Origin of the sequence: Nocardia vulneris (genome assembly GCF_001613425.1) — a bacterium.
GTDB classification, from domain to species: Bacteria; Actinomycetota; Actinomycetes; order Mycobacteriales; family Mycobacteriaceae; genus Nocardia; species Nocardia vulneris.
This window is the reverse complement of record NZ_BDCI01000007.1, coordinates 257,955-276,414: the sequence shown is the minus strand read 5'-3', so window position 1 is coordinate 276,414 and position 18,460 is coordinate 257,955. Positions and strand designations below refer to the sequence as shown.

Genomic DNA, 18,460 nt, shown 5'->3' with positions numbered 1-18,460 from the left:
TCGCGTACGGGCGAACCGGACCGCCCGCGCGAGCAGAGGAGAGCGCAATGCTGCGGACCAGGTTCACCGAGACCTTCGGCGTGGAACACCCGATCGTGCAGGGCGGCATGATGTGGGTCGGCCGAGCCGAACTCGTCGCGGCCGTCGCGAATGCGGGCGGGCTCGGGTTCATCACCGCACTCACCCAGCCCACCCCCGAGGACCTGCGCCGCGAGATCGCGCGCACCCGGGAGCTGACCGACAAGCCGTTCGGCGTGAACGTCACCATCCTGCCCTCGATCAATCCCCCGCCGTACGCGGAGTACGTGCAGGCGATCGTGGAAAGCGGCGTCAAGATCGTCGAGACGGCGGGTAGCAACCCCGAGCCGTTCCTGCCTTATTACAAGGACGCCGGCATCAAGGTGCTGCACAAGTGCACCAGCGTGCGGCATGCGCTCAAGGCGCAGCGGATCGGCGTGGACGGCGTCAGCATCGACGGGTTCGAATGCGCGGGTCACCCCGGCGAGGACGACGTCCCCGGCCTCATCCTGATCCCGGCAGCGGCCCGGGTGCTGGACATCCCGATGATCGCCTCGGGTGGTTTCGCCGACGCCAGCGGCCTGGTCGCGGCGCTGGCGCTCGGTGCGGACGGCATCAACATGGGCACCCGCTTCCTGTGCACCCAGGAGTCCGCCGTGCACCAGAAGGTGAAGGACCAGATCGTCGCGCACACCGAGCGGGACACCCAGTTGATCTTCCGCACCATGCACAACACCGCCCGCGTCGCGGACAACGAGATCAGCCGCAAGGTGGTCGAGATCGAAAAGGCGGGCGGCACATTCGACGATGTCCGTGATCTCGTCGCGGGCGCCCGAGGCCGTCGCGTCTTCGAAGAGGGTGACCTGGACGCGGGCATCTGGAGCGCGGGACAGGTGCAGGGCCTGATCCACGACATCCCCACCTGCGCCGAGCTGATCACCCGGATCGTCGCCGAGGCCGAGGGGCTCATCACCGCCCGGCTCGCCGAAACTGTCGTGCGCGCTTGAGCTTTCGCCGTCAGGGCGTCAGAGCATGTCCTTCGCGGTCATCCAGCGCATGGTGAACCAGCCGCACAGCACCGGCAGCCAGCAGGTCAGCACGCGGTAGAGCAGCACCGAGGGCACCGCGACTTCCAGTGGTACGTCGAAGGTGCCGAGGCCGCCGATCAGCGCGGCCTCGACCGCGCCGACCCCGCCCGGGGTCGGCGCGGCAGAGGCCAGGGTGCCGCCGATCATCGTGACGATGGTGACGGTGACGAAGGTGGTGCCGCCGCCGAAGGCCTCCACGCTGGCCCACAGCGCGCCCGCCATGCCGAGGGTGATCGCGGCGCAGCCCAGGATGATCACCGAGAAACGCTTGGGATCGCGCGCCAGCTCGCCGAGTTCGCCGAGCACCTCCTGTAGCTGCGGGCGCACCGAATTGTTCAGCCAGCGCCGCAATTGCGGCACGAACATGAACGTGCCGATGATGCCGACGCCGACCCCGGCGATGAGGTACAGCACCGTGGCGTCCGGCACGAAATGGGACAGGTCTGCCGAGGTGCCCGCCGCGATACTGAACACCACCAGCAGGCTGACGTGCGTGATCACCTGCACCGCCTGCTGCAGCGCCACCGCCGCGGTGGCGCGAACCGCGCCCACCCCGCCCTTCGTCAGGAAGCGCACGCTGAGTGCGAGCCCGCCGACCCGGGCCGGGGTGGTGGTCGCCGCGAAGGTGTTCGCGATCTGCATGATCACCAGGTTCCGGAAACTCACCGCGCCCGACGCGCAGGCCCAGAGTGCCGCCGCCGCACCGATATACGTCAGACACGAGACCGCGAGCCCGAGCAGCGCCCACCACCAGTTGGCGGTCTTCAACTGGGTGAAGAAGGTCGGCACCGCGCTGATGAACGGGTACGCGACGTAGACGAGCCCGATCAGCAGCACCAGCTGGATGATCTGGTTGCGGGTGAACCGGGTGATCTGCTCGGCCTCGATCCGATCCTGCCCGGTCTGCTTGCGCACCTCCTCGCGCGCCGCGGACAGCGCGCCCTTCCAGTCGGGCACCGACTTTCGCAGCCCCGCGGGCATGGCGGATTTGGTGAGCCGGCTCGCCGCCGCGAGCACCGACTGCCTGCCGAGCGAGTCCAGCGCCGTGCGTACCGCCGGTTCCTTGCCGAAGAGCGCGGTGGTCGACACCAGTAGCTGCGCGATATCGGACTGCTGCTGTTTGGCCGAGGCGCCGAATTCGGAACTGGAGAAACCGCCGAACAGCGTGGCGCCGTCCTGGATCCGGATTTCGGTCGGGCGCAGGTCGCCGTGCGCGATCTGGCCGCAGTGCAGCGCGTCCAGTCCCTGCCACACGCTCGGTAACTGCTCGGCGGACAGCTCGGTGATCGGCGCGCCCTTGGGCATGGTGTGCGCGTGCAGCATCCAGCCGCGATCGAGCGCCGCGACCGCGACCGGTGTGCTGCTGGCCAAGCCGAGTTCGTCCACCGCGATCGCCATCAGCGCGCGATGCTCGACGGCGCGATGCATCGAGCCGTGCATCGCCGCGGTTTCGCTGGCCCGGAAGGTGAGCCAGCGCCAGAGTTGGCGCAGCGCACCGAAACTGCGCTGGTTCTTGCCGTACATCTCGACCACGAGTTCGCGCTCGGGTCCGTCGATCGCGGCGGCCAGCACCAGCGGGCCCCGCCCGGCCGGATGCACCACGGTGAATCCGGTGACCGTATGCCCGCGTTTGGCCAGCACCCGCACCGCGGCGTCGAGCGGCACCTCGAGCGCGGGCGTGCCGACCACGAGCACGATGACCGCGCCGACCAGCCAGCCGACCGCGAGCCCGAACATCGCGCGAGCCGGCACGACAGTACTGACGACCAGGTGGATCGGCGCGAACGCGAGCAGCAGGAACCACAGGTAGCGGCGCGGCCGGGTGGGCAACCACGGACTCGACACCGTCAGCACGGCCGCGAGCATGGCAATCCAGCGCGGGTCGTCCAGGAACTGGGAGAGGAAGGTGTCGAGGCGATCGGGTACTTGCAGATGCCATTTCGGCGCCGAGAGACCGGTGCCGGTGATCGAGAGCAGCAGACCGGCGGTCAGCCCCGCCGCCGCGTAGCCGGCCAGCAGTTTCCACTGCCTGCCGATGATCAGCTCGATCAGGATCGCGAACGGCAGCGCCAGAATGGCCATGCCGTAGACGAGGTACACCAGGTTGGACTGGTCGGGATTGAGGAAGCCGACGATATTGGAGACCGAACGTTCCAGGGCGAGCCATTCCGGGCGGGTGATCACCGAGGCCGCGATCACGACCGCCACCCACAGCGCCGCGAGCACGACGCGGATGATGTCGCTGGTGCGCCGGATCATCGGCTGTAGCAGGTTGCCGGTGACCGGGATTTCCCGCCCGTCCACTCGCATGTGCTGGTCCGCCTCTCCGCGGCTCGTCCGCCTCTCCGTGCCTCAACGTACCGTCGCGGGCCTGCGGAGCACGGCATCGCCGAGTTCTGTGCGTCCCCGGCGAGTTACCGGGCCGCCCGCGATATGGGCTGTCGTGTCCGCCGGGCAAATGTACACACCGGGGCCCGGTCGTCCGGGTAGGCAAAACCGTTCTGGGGCAGCGTAGGGCCCGGATTGTGCCCGATGTCACCCTTGTCGGAGTTGAAGCTGACATTGATGTCAGGTCCGACAATCGACGGCATGGACAACGATCTCTACGACTACAGCCCGATCGTCGACCGTGCCCCGATCCACTGGCCCGGCGGCGCGCGCGTCGCGTTCTACGTCGGGCTCAATGTCGAGCACTACCAGGTGGATCGGCCCTCGACGAGCATCTTTCCCGGCACCGCGGGCCTGACGCCCGATCCGCTGAACTACGGCTGGCGCGACTACGGGCCGCGCGTGGGCTTCTGGCGGGTCGCGGCCGCGCTCGACCGGCACGGCGTCCGCGCCAGCGTGCTGCTGAATTCGGATGTGGTCGAACGTAATCCGCAGCTCATCCGGGCGGGCGTGGACCGGGACTGGGTGTGGCTGGCACACGGGAAGAACAACTCGATCTTCCAGGCGGACATGACCATCGACGAGGAGCGCGCCTATCTGACCGAGGTGGTCGAGACCATCGAACGCGGCACCGGCCGCAGGCCGCATGGCTGGATGGGGCCCGCCCTCACCGAAACCTTCCATACCCCGGCACTATTGGCCGAACTCGGCCTGCACTACGTGCTGGACTGGACCAACGACGATCAGCCCTATCGACTGAACGTCCCCGGAATGCTCAGCGTCCCTTATACGGTCGAGCTGAACGACAACTCGTTGTTCCTCGCCAAGGGCACCAGCGGCCCCGACTTCGTGCGGATCGTCACCGATCAGCTCGACCAGCTCTACGCCGAATCCGCCGAGAGCGGCCGGGTGCTGGCGCTGGCGCTGCATCCCTTCGTGATCGGCCAGGCGTTCCGGGCCAAGTACCTGGACCAGGCGCTCGAGTACGTGGTGAACCACCCCGGGGTGTGGACGACCACCAGTGACGAGATCGCGGCGCACTATTCGAGCGCGTCGCCCCTTGCCGAATCCACCTAGGCCGAAGACGATCAGGTCGGACAACCGATGCCCAGGAGGCAGCTATGGCTGAAGCAGACCAGGATCTGACCGGCAAGACGGTGGTAGTGACCGGCGCGAGTTCCGGTATCGGCGCCGTGGCGGCCACGCGGCTGGCCGCCCGCGGCGCCACCGTCGCGGTGGTGGGCCGTTCCCCGGAACGGACGGCCGAGGTGGCGGCCGCGGCGGGGGCCGACCATTTCCTCGCCGATTTCGCCCGCTTCGACGAGGTGCGCAAACTCGCCGACCACCTGCTCGACCGGTACCCGCGGATCGACGTGCTGGCCAACAACGCGGGCGGTTCGTGGCCGAAGCGGACCGCCACCGCCGACGGCAACGAACTCACCTTCCAGGTCAATCACCTCTCGCCGTTCCTGTTGACCAGCCTGCTGCTCGATCGGCTGGTGCAGTCCTCGGCCAGGGTGATCAACACCTCCAGCATGACCTACCGGATGGCCCGGCTGGATCTGGACAAGGTCAACGCCACCTCGGGCTCGTTCAACCAGATGGGCGCCTACGCCGCGTCCAAGCTGGCGAATCTGCTGTTCACCCGGGAATTGGCGCGGCGCACCGAGGGCACCGGATTGCGTACCGCCGCTTTCCATCCCGGCGCGGTCGCCACCCACGTGTACGACAACGCCCCGCTCGGTCTCGGCGCGCTCATCCGCTCCCCGCTGTCGCGGCCGTTCTTCATCCGTCCGGAGAAAGGCGCGCAACCGTTGGAGCACTTGGCCACCACCGCCGAGTTCGGCAGCGGCGACTACTTCCACCGCTTCGAGCCGGAGCGACCGAGCAACAGGCAGGCTGTGGATGCCGTACTCGCCCAGCAACTCTGGGAGCTGTCCGAGCGGGTCACGGGGACAGCCAAGGCGTAGGCCCCGTCGCGGCAGGAACTAGGCGTCGGCGAGTTCGGCGTTGATCCCGACCCCGAACACCCCGCCGGTGAGCGTGCTGCTCTGATCGAGTTCGATGATCGCCCGCGCCACCTGCTCGGTCGGCACCAGCGCCGGAAAGGTCGTGGGCGCAATGGCATTCGCGCGCACGCCGAACTCGGCGAACTCGGCCGCGATGTTGCGGGTGAGCTGATTCAACGCCGCCTTCGACGCGGAATACAGCGTCTGCCCGGGATACACCTCCGAGCCGGAAATGCTGGAGACGTTGACGATATTGCGGTTGCGCGCGCGGTTCTCGGGCCCGGCGTGCATCCACGCCCGCTGCCCGAGCCGGGCGCACAGCCGCAGCGGCACCGCGACATTCAAGGTGAAGTGCGGATCGAACTGTTCCAGCGCCGCCTCGCCGTCGACGATGCCGCGCGGCTGCAGCTGCACGTGGGCGGCGTTGTTGATCAGCAGGTCGACCCCGCCGTACCGCGCCAGCGCGAGGTCGACCACCCGCTCGACCTCGCCCGGCTGGGTGAGGTCGGCGCGGATCACGAACAGGCGCGAATCATTCTCCGGCACCGACTTTTCCGGCTCCAGTGGATCGACGAACCACTCCAGCTGGGACGGGGCGGCCGGGGTGCGGGTGTGGCAGACCGCGACGATGTCGTAGTCGGTGTAATAGGAGCGGCAGAACAGATCGCCCAGGGTGCCGCTGGCCCCGGTGAGCAAGCAGACCCGGCGGTCACCAGTAGACAATGTTGTCTCCTCCCCAGCGCTGTACCGCGTCCTCCTTGGTGCGGTGCACCCACATGACCACGCTGCTGCGGTCGCGCCGGTTGTTGCCCGCGAAGGTGTGCCAGGTCCGCGGCGTGACCTCGAACAGGATCAGCGAATTATCCAGCGGCGGAACCAGAGTCAGGTTCGGCATGGTCTCGCCCTCGGCGAGGTTGTCGTACAGTGCGGTCTCGCCGCCGTCGCCGGGCTGCCAGTCCGGGTTGCCGAAATAGAACAGCACGGCCACCGCGCGCACGTTCGCGCGCGCGGTCACGCCCGGCGGGTGTTCGCCGGTCTTGGTGTCCACTCCGTCGCCCGGCAGGCGCACCTCGTCCGGGCCGGGCGGCTCGCCCGGGAACCAGGCGGGATTGAGGTCGTTGTGCGGCCAGCCGTACGGCGCGCCGGGGGCGTGGTGATGCACCGACCCCTCGACGTCGCCCGTCGCGGTGACGCCCGCGACCCCGGCGACCAGGTCGTGCCATTCCCGGGAGGTGAACACCCCGAACGGGCCGTCCCGCAGTTCGGCGAGCCCGAGGCCGTCCGCGCTGTAGTTCGCGGCGACCCGGCCGAACCGGTCCACTTCCTCGCGCCGGACCCGGCTGAACTCCTCGGTGAGTCGCTGATAGAACTCCGGCACGAACACGTCCCGGGCGTACACGTGCGGGAACGGCTGGGTGCGGCGGATCCAGCGCCGATGGGCGAACAGGTCCGCGAACCACTGCGGCACCGCGGGCGCCGCCTCCAAGATCGACTCCGTTGTCACCAGCACTCCCTCCCGAACGAACCTCTGGCGATCATATGCCCGGTTCCGGGCGGTGGTGCCGGGTGTTCGTTTTGTGCGGCGGCCGGGGCCGGTGTGCCTGCCGATACGGTCTCGGTTCCGGGAACCCCTCGTGTTCCGGACGCCGCGACCGTGCGACTACGCGCTCGCGGCGACCGGCGTCCTGGTCTGCACCTGCGGTGGGACGGTCGTCGACTGTTCGATGGGTCGTGCGCCCGCGAGCCGGGACGCGAGGAAGGCGAGATAGGCGATGAAGCCGACCGAGCCGATCGGCCTGCTCCGCCGGAAGGTGATCGCGAGGCCGAGCACCATCTCGGTGAAACCGTTGCGATAGGTCCAGCGCCGGGTCGCGCGCGGGAACGCCCGCGCGGTCAGCGGGTCGAACGCGCGCGGGGCGGTGAAGTGGGCCGCCCCCGAGCCCGCGAGACCTAGCCCGAAGGCGCGCGCCCGCACGCTGTCCGGAGGTCGCTGGATCTGTACCACCGGACGCGGTGTCGCTGCGCTCGCCGTGGTCGCTGTGCGCCCTTTGCGACGGCCGAAGATTTTGCGGCGCATAGTTCTCCTCTGGGTGCGAGCGCTGAGCCTGCGGGTCTCCGCGGGCATGCCGGGTACCGACGATAGCACTGTCTCAGACGGATTGGCCAGGCGGCTGCCCACGCCGAAAAGCCCGCACCGAACCGGCGCGGGCGCCCGAAGGCGATAGTCAGCCGACCGACATCTGCCGGTCTTCCGCCTCCGCCCGGCGTTTGCGGACGGCGGCCAGATCCACCGGCCGGTTCGGGTCGGGCGTTTCGACGGCTTCCAGTGCTTCGGCGAGCATCGGCAACCAGCGCAAGATCTCGTCGCGGAACGGTCCCTCGGTTTCCAGCTGACTCAGCACGCCGACGAGGGTGAGCATCGAGCGGGCGAACGGAGTGAAGTAGGCGGGCATCGTCATCTCGCGCACGACGTTCGTCAGCCGCGGATTCGTCGTGCGCAGCACCTGCTTGCGCAGCCACGGCGTGGTCATCCGGTAGGTCGAATGCTTGAGCGGTTCGCTACACGGCGACACCGCTTTGAACAGCGCCTCGCTGTCGAAACTGCGGCCGGTCGCAACGAAGCCGTGCCGCCGGGTCGCCGCCTCCAGCTCCACCGGACCCCCGCTGGCGAAGGCCTTGAAGTAGTCGATCGTGAGTTCCGCGAAACCCTCCGGCGGCCAGGCGCAGCAGGCGCCGAAATCGACCACGCCGAGTCGGCCGTCCGGCAGCACCCGGAAATTGCCGGGGTGCGGGTCGGCGTAGAGCAACCCGTGCCGGCCCCAGCCGGAGGTGACGAAGCGCAGCATCAGCATGCCGACCCGGTCGCGTTCGGCCTGGCTGCCGGTCGCCACGATCTTGGTCACCGGGGTGCCTTCGACCCATTCGGTGATCAGCACGTCGCCGCGCTGGGCGACCACCTGCGGCACGGAGAAATCCGGATCGTCGGCGTAGGCGGCGGCGAAGGCGCGCTGGTATTCGGCCTCCGCCGCGTAGTCGAGTTCCTCGCGCACGCAATCGCAGATCGCCTCGGTGACCGCCTTGACGTCGGCGCCGGGCAGGAAAACGGTGGCCAGCAGCGAGATCCGCCGCAACTGTTCGAGGTCGCCCTCCACGGCCTGCCTGCCACCGGGGTACATCACCTTGACGGCGACCTGTCGGCCGTCGTGCCAGACCGCCCGGTGCACCTGGCCGAGCGAGGCGGCCGCGGCCCGGCGATCGTCGAACTCCTGGAAGTGCCACCGCCAGTTCTCGCCCATGCTCGCCGCGATGGCCGCGTGCACGGTCTTCGGCAGCATTGCGGGCGCGGAATCCTGCAGCTGGCTCAGTGCGATCCGATACGGCTCGGCGATCTCCGGCGGCAACGCCAGCTCGTAAATGGCAAGCAGCTGACCGAGTTTCGCGGCACAGCCCTTCAGCTCCCCGAGTACCTCGAACATGTGTTGCGCGGTGCGCAATTGGATGTCGCGATTGACTTCTTCGGCCGATCTGCCGAGCGCGCGTTTGCCGACGCCCGCGGCCTGCCGCCCGGCGAAGGCTACCGGCAATGCGGCGAGCTTGGCATTGCGAATAGCGGCGCGAACTGGCGGTTTGCCATCGGGCCTTGCTGTGAACAGGCGTGTACGCCGTTCCGTGGAACTCATGTCAGAACTGTCGCCGCTGCGCCGGATTGCCATGACTCACCTCACACTGTGCGCGGACCAGTGTCGCATACGTGCAGTCTGGCAGAGTAGGCCTTAGACTGTCTGGGACGTATTCGAACGTAGTCGAAAGGTGACTTCGATGGGAGCCCAGACGGTAGTCGCGGACGTTGCCGATGAGTTGGCACGCCGGGTTGCCGCGGGGGAGTATCAGCCGGGGGACCTGATGCCGTCGGTGCGGCAGGTGGCCGAGGAATTCGACATGAACCGGGCCACCGCGCAACTGACGCTGGGGCGGCTGGAGTCGAACGGCTTCGTCGAGGCGCGCCGTGGCAAGGGTTTCACCATCCGTGACGTCCGCGAGGCGGGCGGCGTGGAGGTGTACCGGCAGCTGTTCCGTTTTTCCGTGTCCAGGCCCGATGTGGCGAGTGAGATGTTCCGCGACATCGTCGAGGTCGAGCGCGGCATCGTGATGGAGACGTTGCTGGCCTATACCGGTAGCGCCCAGGAGATCGATCCGGCGCTGCTGAAGGCCGAGATCGACAAGCTCGAGACGCTCGCCCGCCAGGACGCGCCGGACCTGCGCGAGATCCTCGCGATCGAGGTCGCCCTGGTGCGCAGGCTGCTCACCGCGCTCGGGCTGTCCATGCAGCGCGCGATCCTGAACTCGATCGGCGAGATGGTACTCGAGGTGCCCGAAGCGGTCGAGGCCTTCTTCGCCGGCGCGCCGGACCTGCACGTGCTGGTCTGGCGGGCGCTCGCGGCGGTGTGGGATTCCGGGTCCGGACCGTCCGACGCGCAGGTCGCGTTGTTCGAGGATCTGTTCGGGATGTACCACGAGCGGGTGGTGCTGCGCTTCGACGAACTCGTCGGTGTGACCGGCGGTCAGGCCGGCGAGGATCACGCGGCCACCGCCTGAACAAACGTCGTTTCGGCGTGATTGACCCTCTGTCTCAGACAGAATAGGGTGGAGATCACGCAACGAAGCGAGGTAGCCATGGCAGGTAGCAGGCGTACAGGGTTGGCACGGTCGGCGAAACTGGCCAAGCTGCCCATGAGCATCATGGCCCGCCGGGTCACCGCGACCGGTCGCGCGATGATGACCGGCGCATCCCGCGGCGAACTCGACGACGAGCTCATCGACAAGGCCGCCGACCAGGTGTTCGCCGTGCTCGGCGAGCTCAAGGGCGGCGCGATGAAACTCGGTCAGGCGCTGAGCGTGGCCGAGGCCAGCATCCCGCCTCGTTTCGCCGATCGCTACCGCGAGGCGCTCACCCGGCTGCAGGCGCAAGCCCCGCCGATGCCGACGGCCGCGGTGCACCGCATGCTCACCGAGCAACTCGGCACCCGCTGGCGGGAGCGATTCACCAGCTTCGACGATCGGCCGGTCGCGGCCGCCAGCATCGGGCAGGTGCACCGCGCGGTCTGGCGGGACGGCCGCGACGTCGCGGTCAAGGTTCAGTACCCCGGCGCCGACACCGCCCTGCTGTCGGACCTCAAAATGCTCCAGATGTTCTCCGGCGCTTTCGGTCTCATGATGCCGGGCGCGGACACCAAAGCGCTGATCGCCGAGTTCATCGACCGCACGGCCGACGAACTCGACTACCGGATCGAGGCGGATCATCAGCGCCGCTTCGCCAGGGAATTCGCCGACGATCCGCACTTCCAGGTGCCGCGGGTGATCGCGAGCGCGCCGAAAGTGCTCGTCTCGGAATGGCTGCAGGCCACCCCGCTGTCCGCGATCATCGCGAACGGCAGCAAGGCACAGCGCGATCGCGCGGGCGCACGGCTGGTGGAGTTCTCGCTTTCCGCGCCGGTGCGCGTCGGTTATCTGCACTGCGATCCCCATCCCGGCAACTTCCAGCTGCTCGATGACGGCCGCCTGGGCGTCATCGACTTCGGCGCGTCCATCGCGTTGCCCACGGGCATCCCCGCGGTGATCGGCGAGCTCGGCCGCTGCGCCGTGCAGCAGGACTACGACCAGCTGGTACGCGTCATGCGGGACCACGGTTTCGTGCGCCCCGGGCACGAACTCGAGCTCGGCCCGATCGAACGGCTGGTCGCGCCGATCGTCGCGCAGATCAATGGCGACAGCGTGCACATCAGTCGAGAACTTTTGCAGGGGCATACCGCCCGCGCCCTCGACAGGAAGAACGTATCGCTGGTCAACACCCGGGCGGTGAAGGCGCCCACCGAGATTCCCGAACTGGCCATGCTGGGCCGGGTGTTCGCCGGTGTGGTGGGGGTCTGCGCGCAACTCGATGCCGAGGGGCCGTTCCTCGAGTCGGTCGCGCGCTGGTTGCCCGGTTTCGCGGCGGACGGTGCGGCGGCCTGACCGGTCCGGAGGTGGTGGGGTACCCAGTTTTCCGGTGTCCGTTCGGGGTTCCCCAGCGGTGCGGCGCATGATTGTCTGGGACAATCAGCGGCAGTGGACCGATGTGATTCGTAGCAAGGCGAAGATTCGCCATTTGTGCGCGGACGTTCCGCTGGGTCGGGGGTTGCGATCTTCGTTGACTGCACCATGTTTCGGTTGGCTGGAGCTGCCCGCGATCGAGGCGCGTTGCTCGAATAGTTGGTATCGAACATCTTTCGTGCGTCAGCCAACACTGCTGGTGGATCGCATCGGTGCAGCTGGAGACATCCACGCTCGTCGGCGGGCGTGGACAGCGGGCGGGAGATGTTGGCACCGAGCGCATCCGATGCGGCCGGTATGTCATCGAGTACGGCGTCACCGGCAGCCGCCGGTCGCGTTCTCGCGGACGAGGTAGCGATCAGCGGGAGCGAAATCGCGAAATAGTGCCAACCCAGACAGCCTGCTGAGCCGCGCCCGCGGACCGCCGCAACCGCCGCGCGGGCGGTCGGTGGAACGCTCAGCGATTGCCGACGGTGACCGCGGCGAGCACCAGCGCCGCCACGATCAAGGCCGCGAGTACCGCCAGGATCAACAGGTTTCGGCCGGAGGGCGTGTCCGTGCGGACCAGGTTCGGGCATTCGATCGAGGGGTGTGCCGCCTCGGCACAACGACGATTGGCGCACGGGTACATGCCGAACCTCCGGAAGAAATCAGATCCGAGTGCTTAACCCACGCAGGCTCCAGCGCGCCACCGGACGGGCCAGTGGCACGAAGAGTTGCAGCGGCAACAGCGCGCCGAAGCGCGGCTGCACCGCGAGCGTCCACGTGAGAGTCGTGTCACCGGAACCGTTTCCGTGAAGCTCGTATTCCTCGGTGATCGACTTCATGACAAACGGTACCGAGGACTTCGTTGCGGTCAACGCGAGCCTATGGCCTTCCTCCCTGGCGATCACCTGCTCCTCCCCCGCGACCAGCAGCCCGTCGAACACGCGCGTGGTGCCGACGCCGCGGTTGTCGTCGCGGTAGCGCATGCCGTTGACCAGCGGCAACCAGGAGAACAAGCCGTTGGTGTCCAGGGCCGCCCACACCCGGTCGCGTGGTGCGTCGAAGGTGTGTGCCGCGGTGACGACGAAGGCGGCCTTGTCATCGACGAAGCCGCGCAACGCCTTTGCGGGCACCGGCTTGATCGGGTGACCACCACCGGCGAGTAGGGCCTTGGTCCACCGGCGGGACACGATGAGCGCCACCAGCCCGGCCAGTGCGCCGACGACGAGCACGATGGCGACGATGGTGAAAAGCTTTGTCATCCGGACACTCCCAGTACTGTGCTGGCGAATACGACGGGCCGCCAGGCGCAAATCCCCTGCGCGCTTCGGCAGTGAGCGCGTGGGCAGAGTGTACACTGTCTCAGACAGTAATGTAGACGTGGCGTGAATGTAGACGCGGCGTGGCCGTCTGCCCGTGTCGTGGTCAAGACGCCGGCGCGGTACTCGTACCGGCGTACCGTTTTTCTCATGACCGTCGCATTCGAGCCGCTGCCCGCGATCCCGCTGGAATCCTGGCGGCCGGCCAAAGAGACCTTGCACCGGTTCGCCCAGGTCGTCGGCAAGGTGGCGCTGGCCGCTGGCATTCGGCGCAACCACTGGTGGCATATGACCTATCGGCTCACCGCGCGCGGCTGGACCACGGTGCCGCTCGGCTCCGCGCGCTCCGGGCCGGTGTTCACCTGCGCGTTCGACTTCTTCGATCACGTGCTGCGGATCGCCACCGATCAGGGCGCCGAAGCCGAGATCGACCTGGTCGACCAGTCCGTCGCCACCTTTTATGGCGCGGTGCGCAACGGCCTGCGCGACCTCGACGTGCACGTCACACCGGCGCACCCCTACCCGTTCGACCTGCCGGACGCGCGACGGCCGTTCGAGGACGACGACGAGCACCGTCACTACGACCCGGACAAGGTGCGGCACGCGTTCCGGGTGCAGAGTCAGGTGGGCCGGGTGCTCGAGGAGTTCAGCGCCACCTATTCGGGCAAGATCAGCCCGGTCCAGCTGTTCTGGCACACCTTCGACATCGCCGTGCAGCGGTTCTCGCCACGCCATGTCGAGCTGCCCGACTCGGTGGATGCGGTGACCCGCGAGGCGTATTCGCGCGAGGTGATCAGCTCCGGGTTCTGGTTCGGCGACGACAAGGTGCCCGAGCCGACCTTCTACAGCTACACCGCGCCCGAACCCGCCGGGCTGGCCGAGCGGCCGCTGACCCCGAACGGCGCCCGCTGGGTCGCCTCCGGCGCCGGCCACTCGGCCTACTACGCCTATGACGAAGCCCGCGCGGCCGCCGATCCGGTCGGCGCCGCGCTCGAGTTCTTCCAGTCCGTCTACGCGAACGGGGCGGAGCTGGCCGGGTGGGACACCGACCAGCTCACCTGCTGGGGCGGCATCACCGACCCGGTGCTGCGCGAAAAGGGCTGGCCGGAATGGCCGGAGTGATCAGCCGTTGAGTTTGCTGAGGCGATCGCACGCCTCGACGTACTCCTCGATCAGCCGGCCGACCACGTCGGCGGAGCGTTCGACCCGCTGCATCATGCCGACCACCTGGCCGACCGGATTGAAGTTCACGTCCTTCGCCGCCTCCGGGTAACGGTGCCCGCGCTTGACGCCGTCCAGCGCCACCATCATCTGCAACGGCATGGGCAGCGGATCGGGGGTGTCGGCCTGTTCCCAGGCGTCGGTCCAGTCGTTGCGCAGCATGCGGCACGGCTTGCCGGTCCACGACCGGGAACGCACGGTGTCATGGCTGGTGGCGTCGATGTAGGTCTGCATCTGCGCGGGCGGCACATTGGCCTCCTCGACAGTGAGCCAGAGCGATCCGGTCCACGCGCCCTGCGCGCCCATCGCCAGCGCCGCCGCGACCTGGCGGCCGTTGCCGATGCCGCCCGCGGCCAGCACCGGCAGATCGCCGACGGCATCGATCACCTGCGGCCACAACACCAGTGACGAGATCTCGCCGCAGTGCCCGCCGCCCTCGGTGCCCTGGCAGACCACGAAGTCCAGGCCCGCGTTCTTGTGGTTGAGCGCGTGCTTGACCGAGCCGCAGAGCGCCCCGATCAGCCTGCCCGAATCCTGCACCTGCTTGATCACGTCGTCCGGCGGCGTGCCGAGGGCGTTGGCGACCAGCTTGGCCTTCGGATGCCGCAGGATCACTGCCACCTGCGGGGCGGCGGTGGTCGCTGTCCAGCCGAGCAACTGGTTGTGCTGTTCGCCGTCGGGCAGTTGCGGGACGCCGTGGTCGGCCAGGATCTTCTCGGCGAAATCGCGGTGACCGTGCGGCACCAGCTCCGCGAGCTTGGCCTCGAGTTCCTCCGGGGTGAGGCCGTCGATGCCCTGGCCTTCGTATTTGCTCGGGATGACCAGGTCGACGCCGTACACGCCGTGCACGTGCTCGTCCAGCCAGGCCAGCTCGACCTCCAGTTCCTCGGCGGTGAAGCCGACCGCACCGAGCACGCCGAGCCCGCCGGCATTGCTGACCGCGGCCGCCACGTCGCGGCAGTGGGTGAACGCGAAGATCGGGAATTCGATCCCGAGCCGCTCGCAGATTTCGGTACGCATGGCGTGCTGGTCTCCCTCGCCGCGGCGTCGCGACGAACGACGCACAGCTGTCCTAGAACGAGTTACATGATTGTCCGCAGTGGGTGCCGGTCCGTCGCCGGACTCCGACTCGTCGATTCGGCCGCGAGCCGCAGATATCGCCATGACACGGCCGCGGCTTCCTCGACGGGTCGGTGCACCATCAGTTGACAGTAACACGTTCTAGTTTTGCTCGGAATGGGTCTTTCAGACGGCGGCGTCCTCCAACTCGGTCAGCGCGTGCTCCAGGTGGTCGAGCAGGCGCGGGAGTTCCGGCACGGTGCGGCGGCAGCCGACCACGCCGAAGTCGAGGTGGTCCGCGGTGGTGGTCAGGGTGAGGTTCACGGCCTGGCCGTCGAACGGGATCGACATCGGATAGGTCGCGTCCAGACGCGCACCGTTCCAGTACATCGGTTCCCGCTGACCGGGCACATTCGAGATCACGATGTTGAACGCCGGCGTGGTCAGCGGGATGAGCCCGGGCAGCAGGCTCAGCGCGAGCGGGCTGAGCATCAGTGCGGACAGTGCCATGGTCTGCGTGCTGGACAGCGAACTGTAGACGTCTTTGCTCTTGCGCATGGATTCGCTCACCACGCGGAGCCGCTCCAGCGGGTCGGCGATATCGGTGGCGAGGTTGCACAGCACCGCACCGACCTTCACGCCGTTGGTCTCGGTGTCCTCGGCCGAGCGCAGCGACATCGGCACCATCGCGATCAACGGCTTGTCCGGCAACGCATCTCGCTCGGCGAGATAGGACCGCAGCGCGCCGGACGACATGGTCAGTACCACGTCGTTGACGGTCGACCCGGTCGCCTTCTTCACCTGCTTGATCCGTTCCAGCGGCACCGACCGGACCGCGGTGCGGCGGGCCCCGCCGATCGGCACGTTGAACATCGTGCGTGGTGCCTCGAACGGCAACGTCAGCTGTTGCTGCACCAGGGCCTGACGGGCCACCCGCAGCATGGCGGCACCGGATCCCGCGGCGGACAACAGATTTCGGGCGGCGCCGCGCAGCCCGCCGGGCTCGCCGGTGTCCGCCCCGCGCGGACGCTGCGGCAGATTCCACGGCACCCGCGGCTGCGCGTCGGCCGGGTCGCTCGACAGCGTGCGCTGTAGGACGCGCTGCGCGGAGACGCCATCGATCAAGGCGTGGTGCATCTTCGAGTACACCGCGAACCGGCCGTCCGCGAGACCCTCGATCAGGTAGATCTCCCACAGCGGGCGATGCCGGTCGAGCAGCGTGCTGTGCAGCCCGGACGCGAGTTCGACCAGTTGGTCGATCCGGCCCGGGCGCGGTAGCGCGAGTCTGCGCAGGTGATATCCCAGTTCCACGTCCGCGGCCCGGCTCCAGGCCATTTGCGGAGCGCCGAACAGGGTGGCCGGGTGTTTGCGGAAGGTCGAGTCGATCTCCTTGGCCGCCAACAACTTTTCGTGGGTGAGCCGGGCGAAATCGGGTCCGGCGTCCTCGGGCGCTTCGAAGAGCTGCAACGAGCCGACGTGCATCGGGTGTTCCCGCGATTCGGCGAGCAAGAAGACGGCATCGACCGGTGCGATGAGTTCCATGGTTGGTCGCCCCCTGACGACAGTGGTGTGGGTTGCAATCGAATCGACCACATTGTCGGGTGGGCCACGCGCAGCCATGAATCCTGCGCGACATCACCAAAATACCTGGTCCGGCCGATGCCTGCGCGGCTATTGACGAAGCTTTACCGCCAGCAGGCAACCCTCCGGGAAGCGTTCGTCCGGATCCGGCTGCCGGATCAGCCGGGCGCGGACCTCGAACCCGGCGTCGCGCAGCAACTCGGCCATCCGCTCGGGCGACCAGCGGTAGGCGCGAGCCACTTTGTGGTCGAACGCTGTCACGGCATCGGTTCCGTCGAACGCCTGGAAAGCCAACAGCGCGTGTCCTTCTGGTTCGAGTACCCGATAGAACTCGTTCAACACCCCCGGCACGCGTTCGGGCGGCAGGTGGATGAGCGAATACCAGGCGAGGATGCCGCCGAGCGAGCTGTCGGCCAGCGCCAACCGCTCCATCGAACCCACCTCGAAGGACAGCTGCGGGTATTGCCTGCGGGCGATGCGGATCATCTCCGGCGACAGATCGATGCCGCGGACGTCGACGCCGAGTCCGGCCAGGTGCGTCGTCAATCGCCCCGGCCCACAACCGATATCGGCGACGGGGCCGCGCACGAGCTCGGCGAAGGCGCCCAGTATCGCGCGATCGCATGGTTTGCCCGCGAGACTGTTCTTGGCGAATTCGGTGTACAGCTCGGCCATCTCGTCGTAGGACGCGCGGGTGACGGCTACATCGGGTGCGTTCGGATGATCAACCACCGCCTCATCATTCACCCGCGCACCGACAGGTCCGGCTGCTGGTCCGGCGGGCGCTCCGGCAACTGCGCGGCCGCCTCGGGGGCGGCGGGCGAACAGGTCAGCGCGTCCTCGTGCACTTCCCGGCTGCGCGCGGTACCGAGGATGGAACCCAGGATCACCAGCGGGAAGCCGATCGCCATGCCCGCGGTCAGCGGTTCGCCGAGCGCGCTCACGCCGAGCACGATGGCCACCGCGGGGTTGATGTAGGTGATCACGGTGGCGCGGGCCGGGCCGACCTCCGAGATCAGCGCGAAGAACAGCAGGAACGCGGCGGCGGTGCACACCAGCGCGAGGCCGAGCACCGAGAGCGTGGCATCGGCGGGATAGCTTGCCGGCCTGCGCAATACCGCGAACGGTGCGTACACCACGGCGGCGATCAGCAGCGAGGCGGTCACCACGCCGAGCGGGGGCAGATCGGCCAGCGATCGATTGATCACGATCGGGCCGAGCGCATAACCGACGGTGGTCAGCGCGATCGCGCCGATGGCGGCCGGGTTGGACAGGTCGATGTCGAGACCGACCAGCGCCGCGACGCCCGCGAATCCGACCATCAGCCCGGTGACCCGGCGCCGGTCGAACCGGTCGTGGCCGAGCTTGGTCACGATCACCACCGCGATCAACGGGACCGCGGCGATCAACAGACCCACGGTCGAACTGTTCAGCGTGGTCTCGGCGAAGCCGATGAACAGCCACGGTCCGACGATCTCCACCACGGTGTACAGCAGCAGCGGCCGCCATCGTGCGAACACCGGGCCGAGGGCCTTGGTGTACCACGCGATCGGCAACAGGACCAGCGCGCCGATCAGGGTGCGGCCGAACGCCACCACCACCGGATCGAAGTCGTCCACCGCGATCCGGATCATCGCGTACGGCACGCCCCAGATCACGCCCATCGCGAGGAACAGTGCCCACCCGCGCTGCGTCATCGCCC

General features: G+C 68.2%; 17 protein-coding genes. 6 read left to right on the top strand and 11 right to left on the bottom strand.

Going from position 1 to position 18,460, the window contains the following annotated elements; all coding sequences use genetic code 11:
• Window positions 1–47 precede the first annotated feature (47 nt).
• Window positions 48–1,025: an NAD(P)H-dependent flavin oxidoreductase gene (locus NVU01S_RS10545; protein WP_042259125.1), complete on the top strand. Its 978-nt coding sequence runs from the start codon at window positions 48–50 to the stop codon at window positions 1,023–1,025.
• Window positions 1,026–1,043: 18 nt separating this feature from the next.
• Here NVU01S_RS10545 and NVU01S_RS10540 read toward each other — a convergent pair whose 3' ends face one another.
• The gene (locus tag NVU01S_RS10540; RefSeq protein WP_043664230.1) at window positions 1,044–3,416 is read right to left on the bottom strand and encodes a lysylphosphatidylglycerol synthase transmembrane domain-containing protein; all 2,373 of its coding nucleotides are present in this window, start codon (window positions 3,414–3,416) and stop codon (window positions 1,044–1,046) included.
• Window positions 3,417–3,671: 255 nt separating this feature from the next.
• Between NVU01S_RS10540 and NVU01S_RS10535 the strand changes: the two genes are divergently transcribed.
• Both NVU01S_RS10535 and NVU01S_RS10530 read left to right on the top strand, forming a co-directional pair.
• Window positions 3,672–4,571: a polysaccharide deacetylase family protein gene (locus NVU01S_RS10535; RefSeq protein WP_244467099.1), complete on the top strand. Its 900-nt coding sequence runs from the start codon at window positions 3,672–3,674 to the stop codon at window positions 4,569–4,571.
• Window positions 4,572–4,615: 44 nt separating this feature from the next.
• Window positions 4,616–5,464, top strand: coding sequence for an SDR family NAD(P)-dependent oxidoreductase (locus NVU01S_RS10530; RefSeq protein WP_244467098.1), 849 nt, complete (start codon window positions 4,616–4,618; stop codon window positions 5,462–5,464).
• 18 nt (window positions 5,465–5,482) lie between these two features.
• On the opposite strand, the gene NVU01S_RS10525 is transcribed toward NVU01S_RS10530, so the two are convergent.
• From NVU01S_RS10525 to NVU01S_RS10510, 4 genes are all read right to left on the bottom strand, one after another.
• A complete protein-coding gene (locus tag NVU01S_RS10525) occupies window positions 5,483–6,226 on the bottom strand; it encodes an SDR family NAD(P)-dependent oxidoreductase (RefSeq protein WP_052280158.1) in 744 nt (247 codons plus the stop codon).
• Entirely contained in the window at window positions 6,213–7,007 is a 795-nt protein-coding gene (locus NVU01S_RS10520; protein WP_244467097.1) for a 2OG-Fe(II) oxygenase, read from the bottom strand. Before NVU01S_RS10520 ends, NVU01S_RS10525 begins: the two co-directional genes overlap by 14 nt.
• A 156-nt stretch (window positions 7,008–7,163) precedes the next feature.
• Window positions 7,164–7,580 (bottom strand): DoxX-related protein, encoded by a 417-nt coding sequence (locus NVU01S_RS10515; RefSeq protein ID WP_043664220.1) that lies wholly within the window; start codon window positions 7,578–7,580, stop codon window positions 7,164–7,166.
• Between the two features lie 148 nt (window positions 7,581–7,728).
• The gene (locus NVU01S_RS10510; protein ID WP_244896305.1) at window positions 7,729–9,183 is read right to left on the bottom strand and encodes an ABC1 kinase family protein; all 1,455 of its coding nucleotides are present in this window, start codon (window positions 9,181–9,183) and stop codon (window positions 7,729–7,731) included.
• 139 nt (window positions 9,184–9,322) lie between these two features.
• Here NVU01S_RS10510 and NVU01S_RS10505 point away from each other — a divergent pair, with 139 nt between their 5' ends.
• Window positions 9,323–10,099: a GntR family transcriptional regulator gene (locus NVU01S_RS10505; protein ID WP_043664217.1), complete on the top strand. Its 777-nt coding sequence runs from the start codon at window positions 9,323–9,325 to the stop codon at window positions 10,097–10,099.
• A gap of 78 nt (window positions 10,100–10,177) precedes the next feature.
• Window positions 10,178–11,515, top strand: coding sequence for an ABC1 kinase family protein (locus tag NVU01S_RS10500; protein WP_043664357.1), 1,338 nt, complete (start codon window positions 10,178–10,180; stop codon window positions 11,513–11,515).
• A 535-nt stretch (window positions 11,516–12,050) separates the two neighbouring features.
• Here NVU01S_RS10500 and NVU01S_RS43305 read toward each other — a convergent pair.
• Complete coding sequence (locus NVU01S_RS43305; protein ID WP_156161411.1) at window positions 12,051–12,224, bottom strand: hypothetical protein; 174 nt, start codon at window positions 12,222–12,224, stop codon at window positions 12,051–12,053.
• Between the two features lie 19 nt (window positions 12,225–12,243).
• Window positions 12,244–12,840 (bottom strand): SRPBCC family protein, encoded by a 597-nt coding sequence (locus NVU01S_RS10495; RefSeq protein WP_043664213.1) that lies wholly within the window; start codon window positions 12,838–12,840, stop codon window positions 12,244–12,246.
• 207 nt (window positions 12,841–13,047) lie between these two features.
• Between NVU01S_RS10495 and NVU01S_RS10490 the strand changes: the two genes are divergently transcribed.
• Window positions 13,048–14,019, top strand: coding sequence for a DUF5996 family protein (locus NVU01S_RS10490; protein WP_043664209.1), 972 nt, complete (start codon window positions 13,048–13,050; stop codon window positions 14,017–14,019).
• On the opposite strand, the gene NVU01S_RS10485 is transcribed toward NVU01S_RS10490, so the two are convergent.
• From NVU01S_RS10485 to NVU01S_RS10470, 4 genes are all read right to left on the bottom strand, one after another.
• Window positions 14,020–15,138: an NAD(P)H-dependent flavin oxidoreductase gene (locus NVU01S_RS10485; RefSeq protein ID WP_043664206.1), complete on the bottom strand. Its 1,119-nt coding sequence runs from the start codon at window positions 15,136–15,138 to the stop codon at window positions 14,020–14,022.
• 225 nt (window positions 15,139–15,363) lie between these two features.
• The gene (locus tag NVU01S_RS10480; RefSeq protein WP_043664203.1) at window positions 15,364–16,719 is read right to left on the bottom strand and encodes a WS/DGAT/MGAT family O-acyltransferase; all 1,356 of its coding nucleotides are present in this window, start codon (window positions 16,717–16,719) and stop codon (window positions 15,364–15,366) included.
• A gap of 129 nt (window positions 16,720–16,848) precedes the next feature.
• Window positions 16,849–17,490, bottom strand: coding sequence for a class I SAM-dependent DNA methyltransferase (locus NVU01S_RS10475; protein WP_052280171.1), 642 nt, complete (start codon window positions 17,488–17,490; stop codon window positions 16,849–16,851).
• Between the two features lie 11 nt (window positions 17,491–17,501).
• Window positions 17,502–18,455 carry a DMT family transporter gene (locus tag NVU01S_RS10470; protein ID WP_052280170.1) on the bottom strand — a complete coding sequence of 318 codons (954 nt, stop codon included), beginning with the start codon at window positions 18,453–18,455 and terminating at the stop codon, window positions 17,502–17,504.
• Window positions 18,456–18,460: the final 5 nt, after the last annotated feature.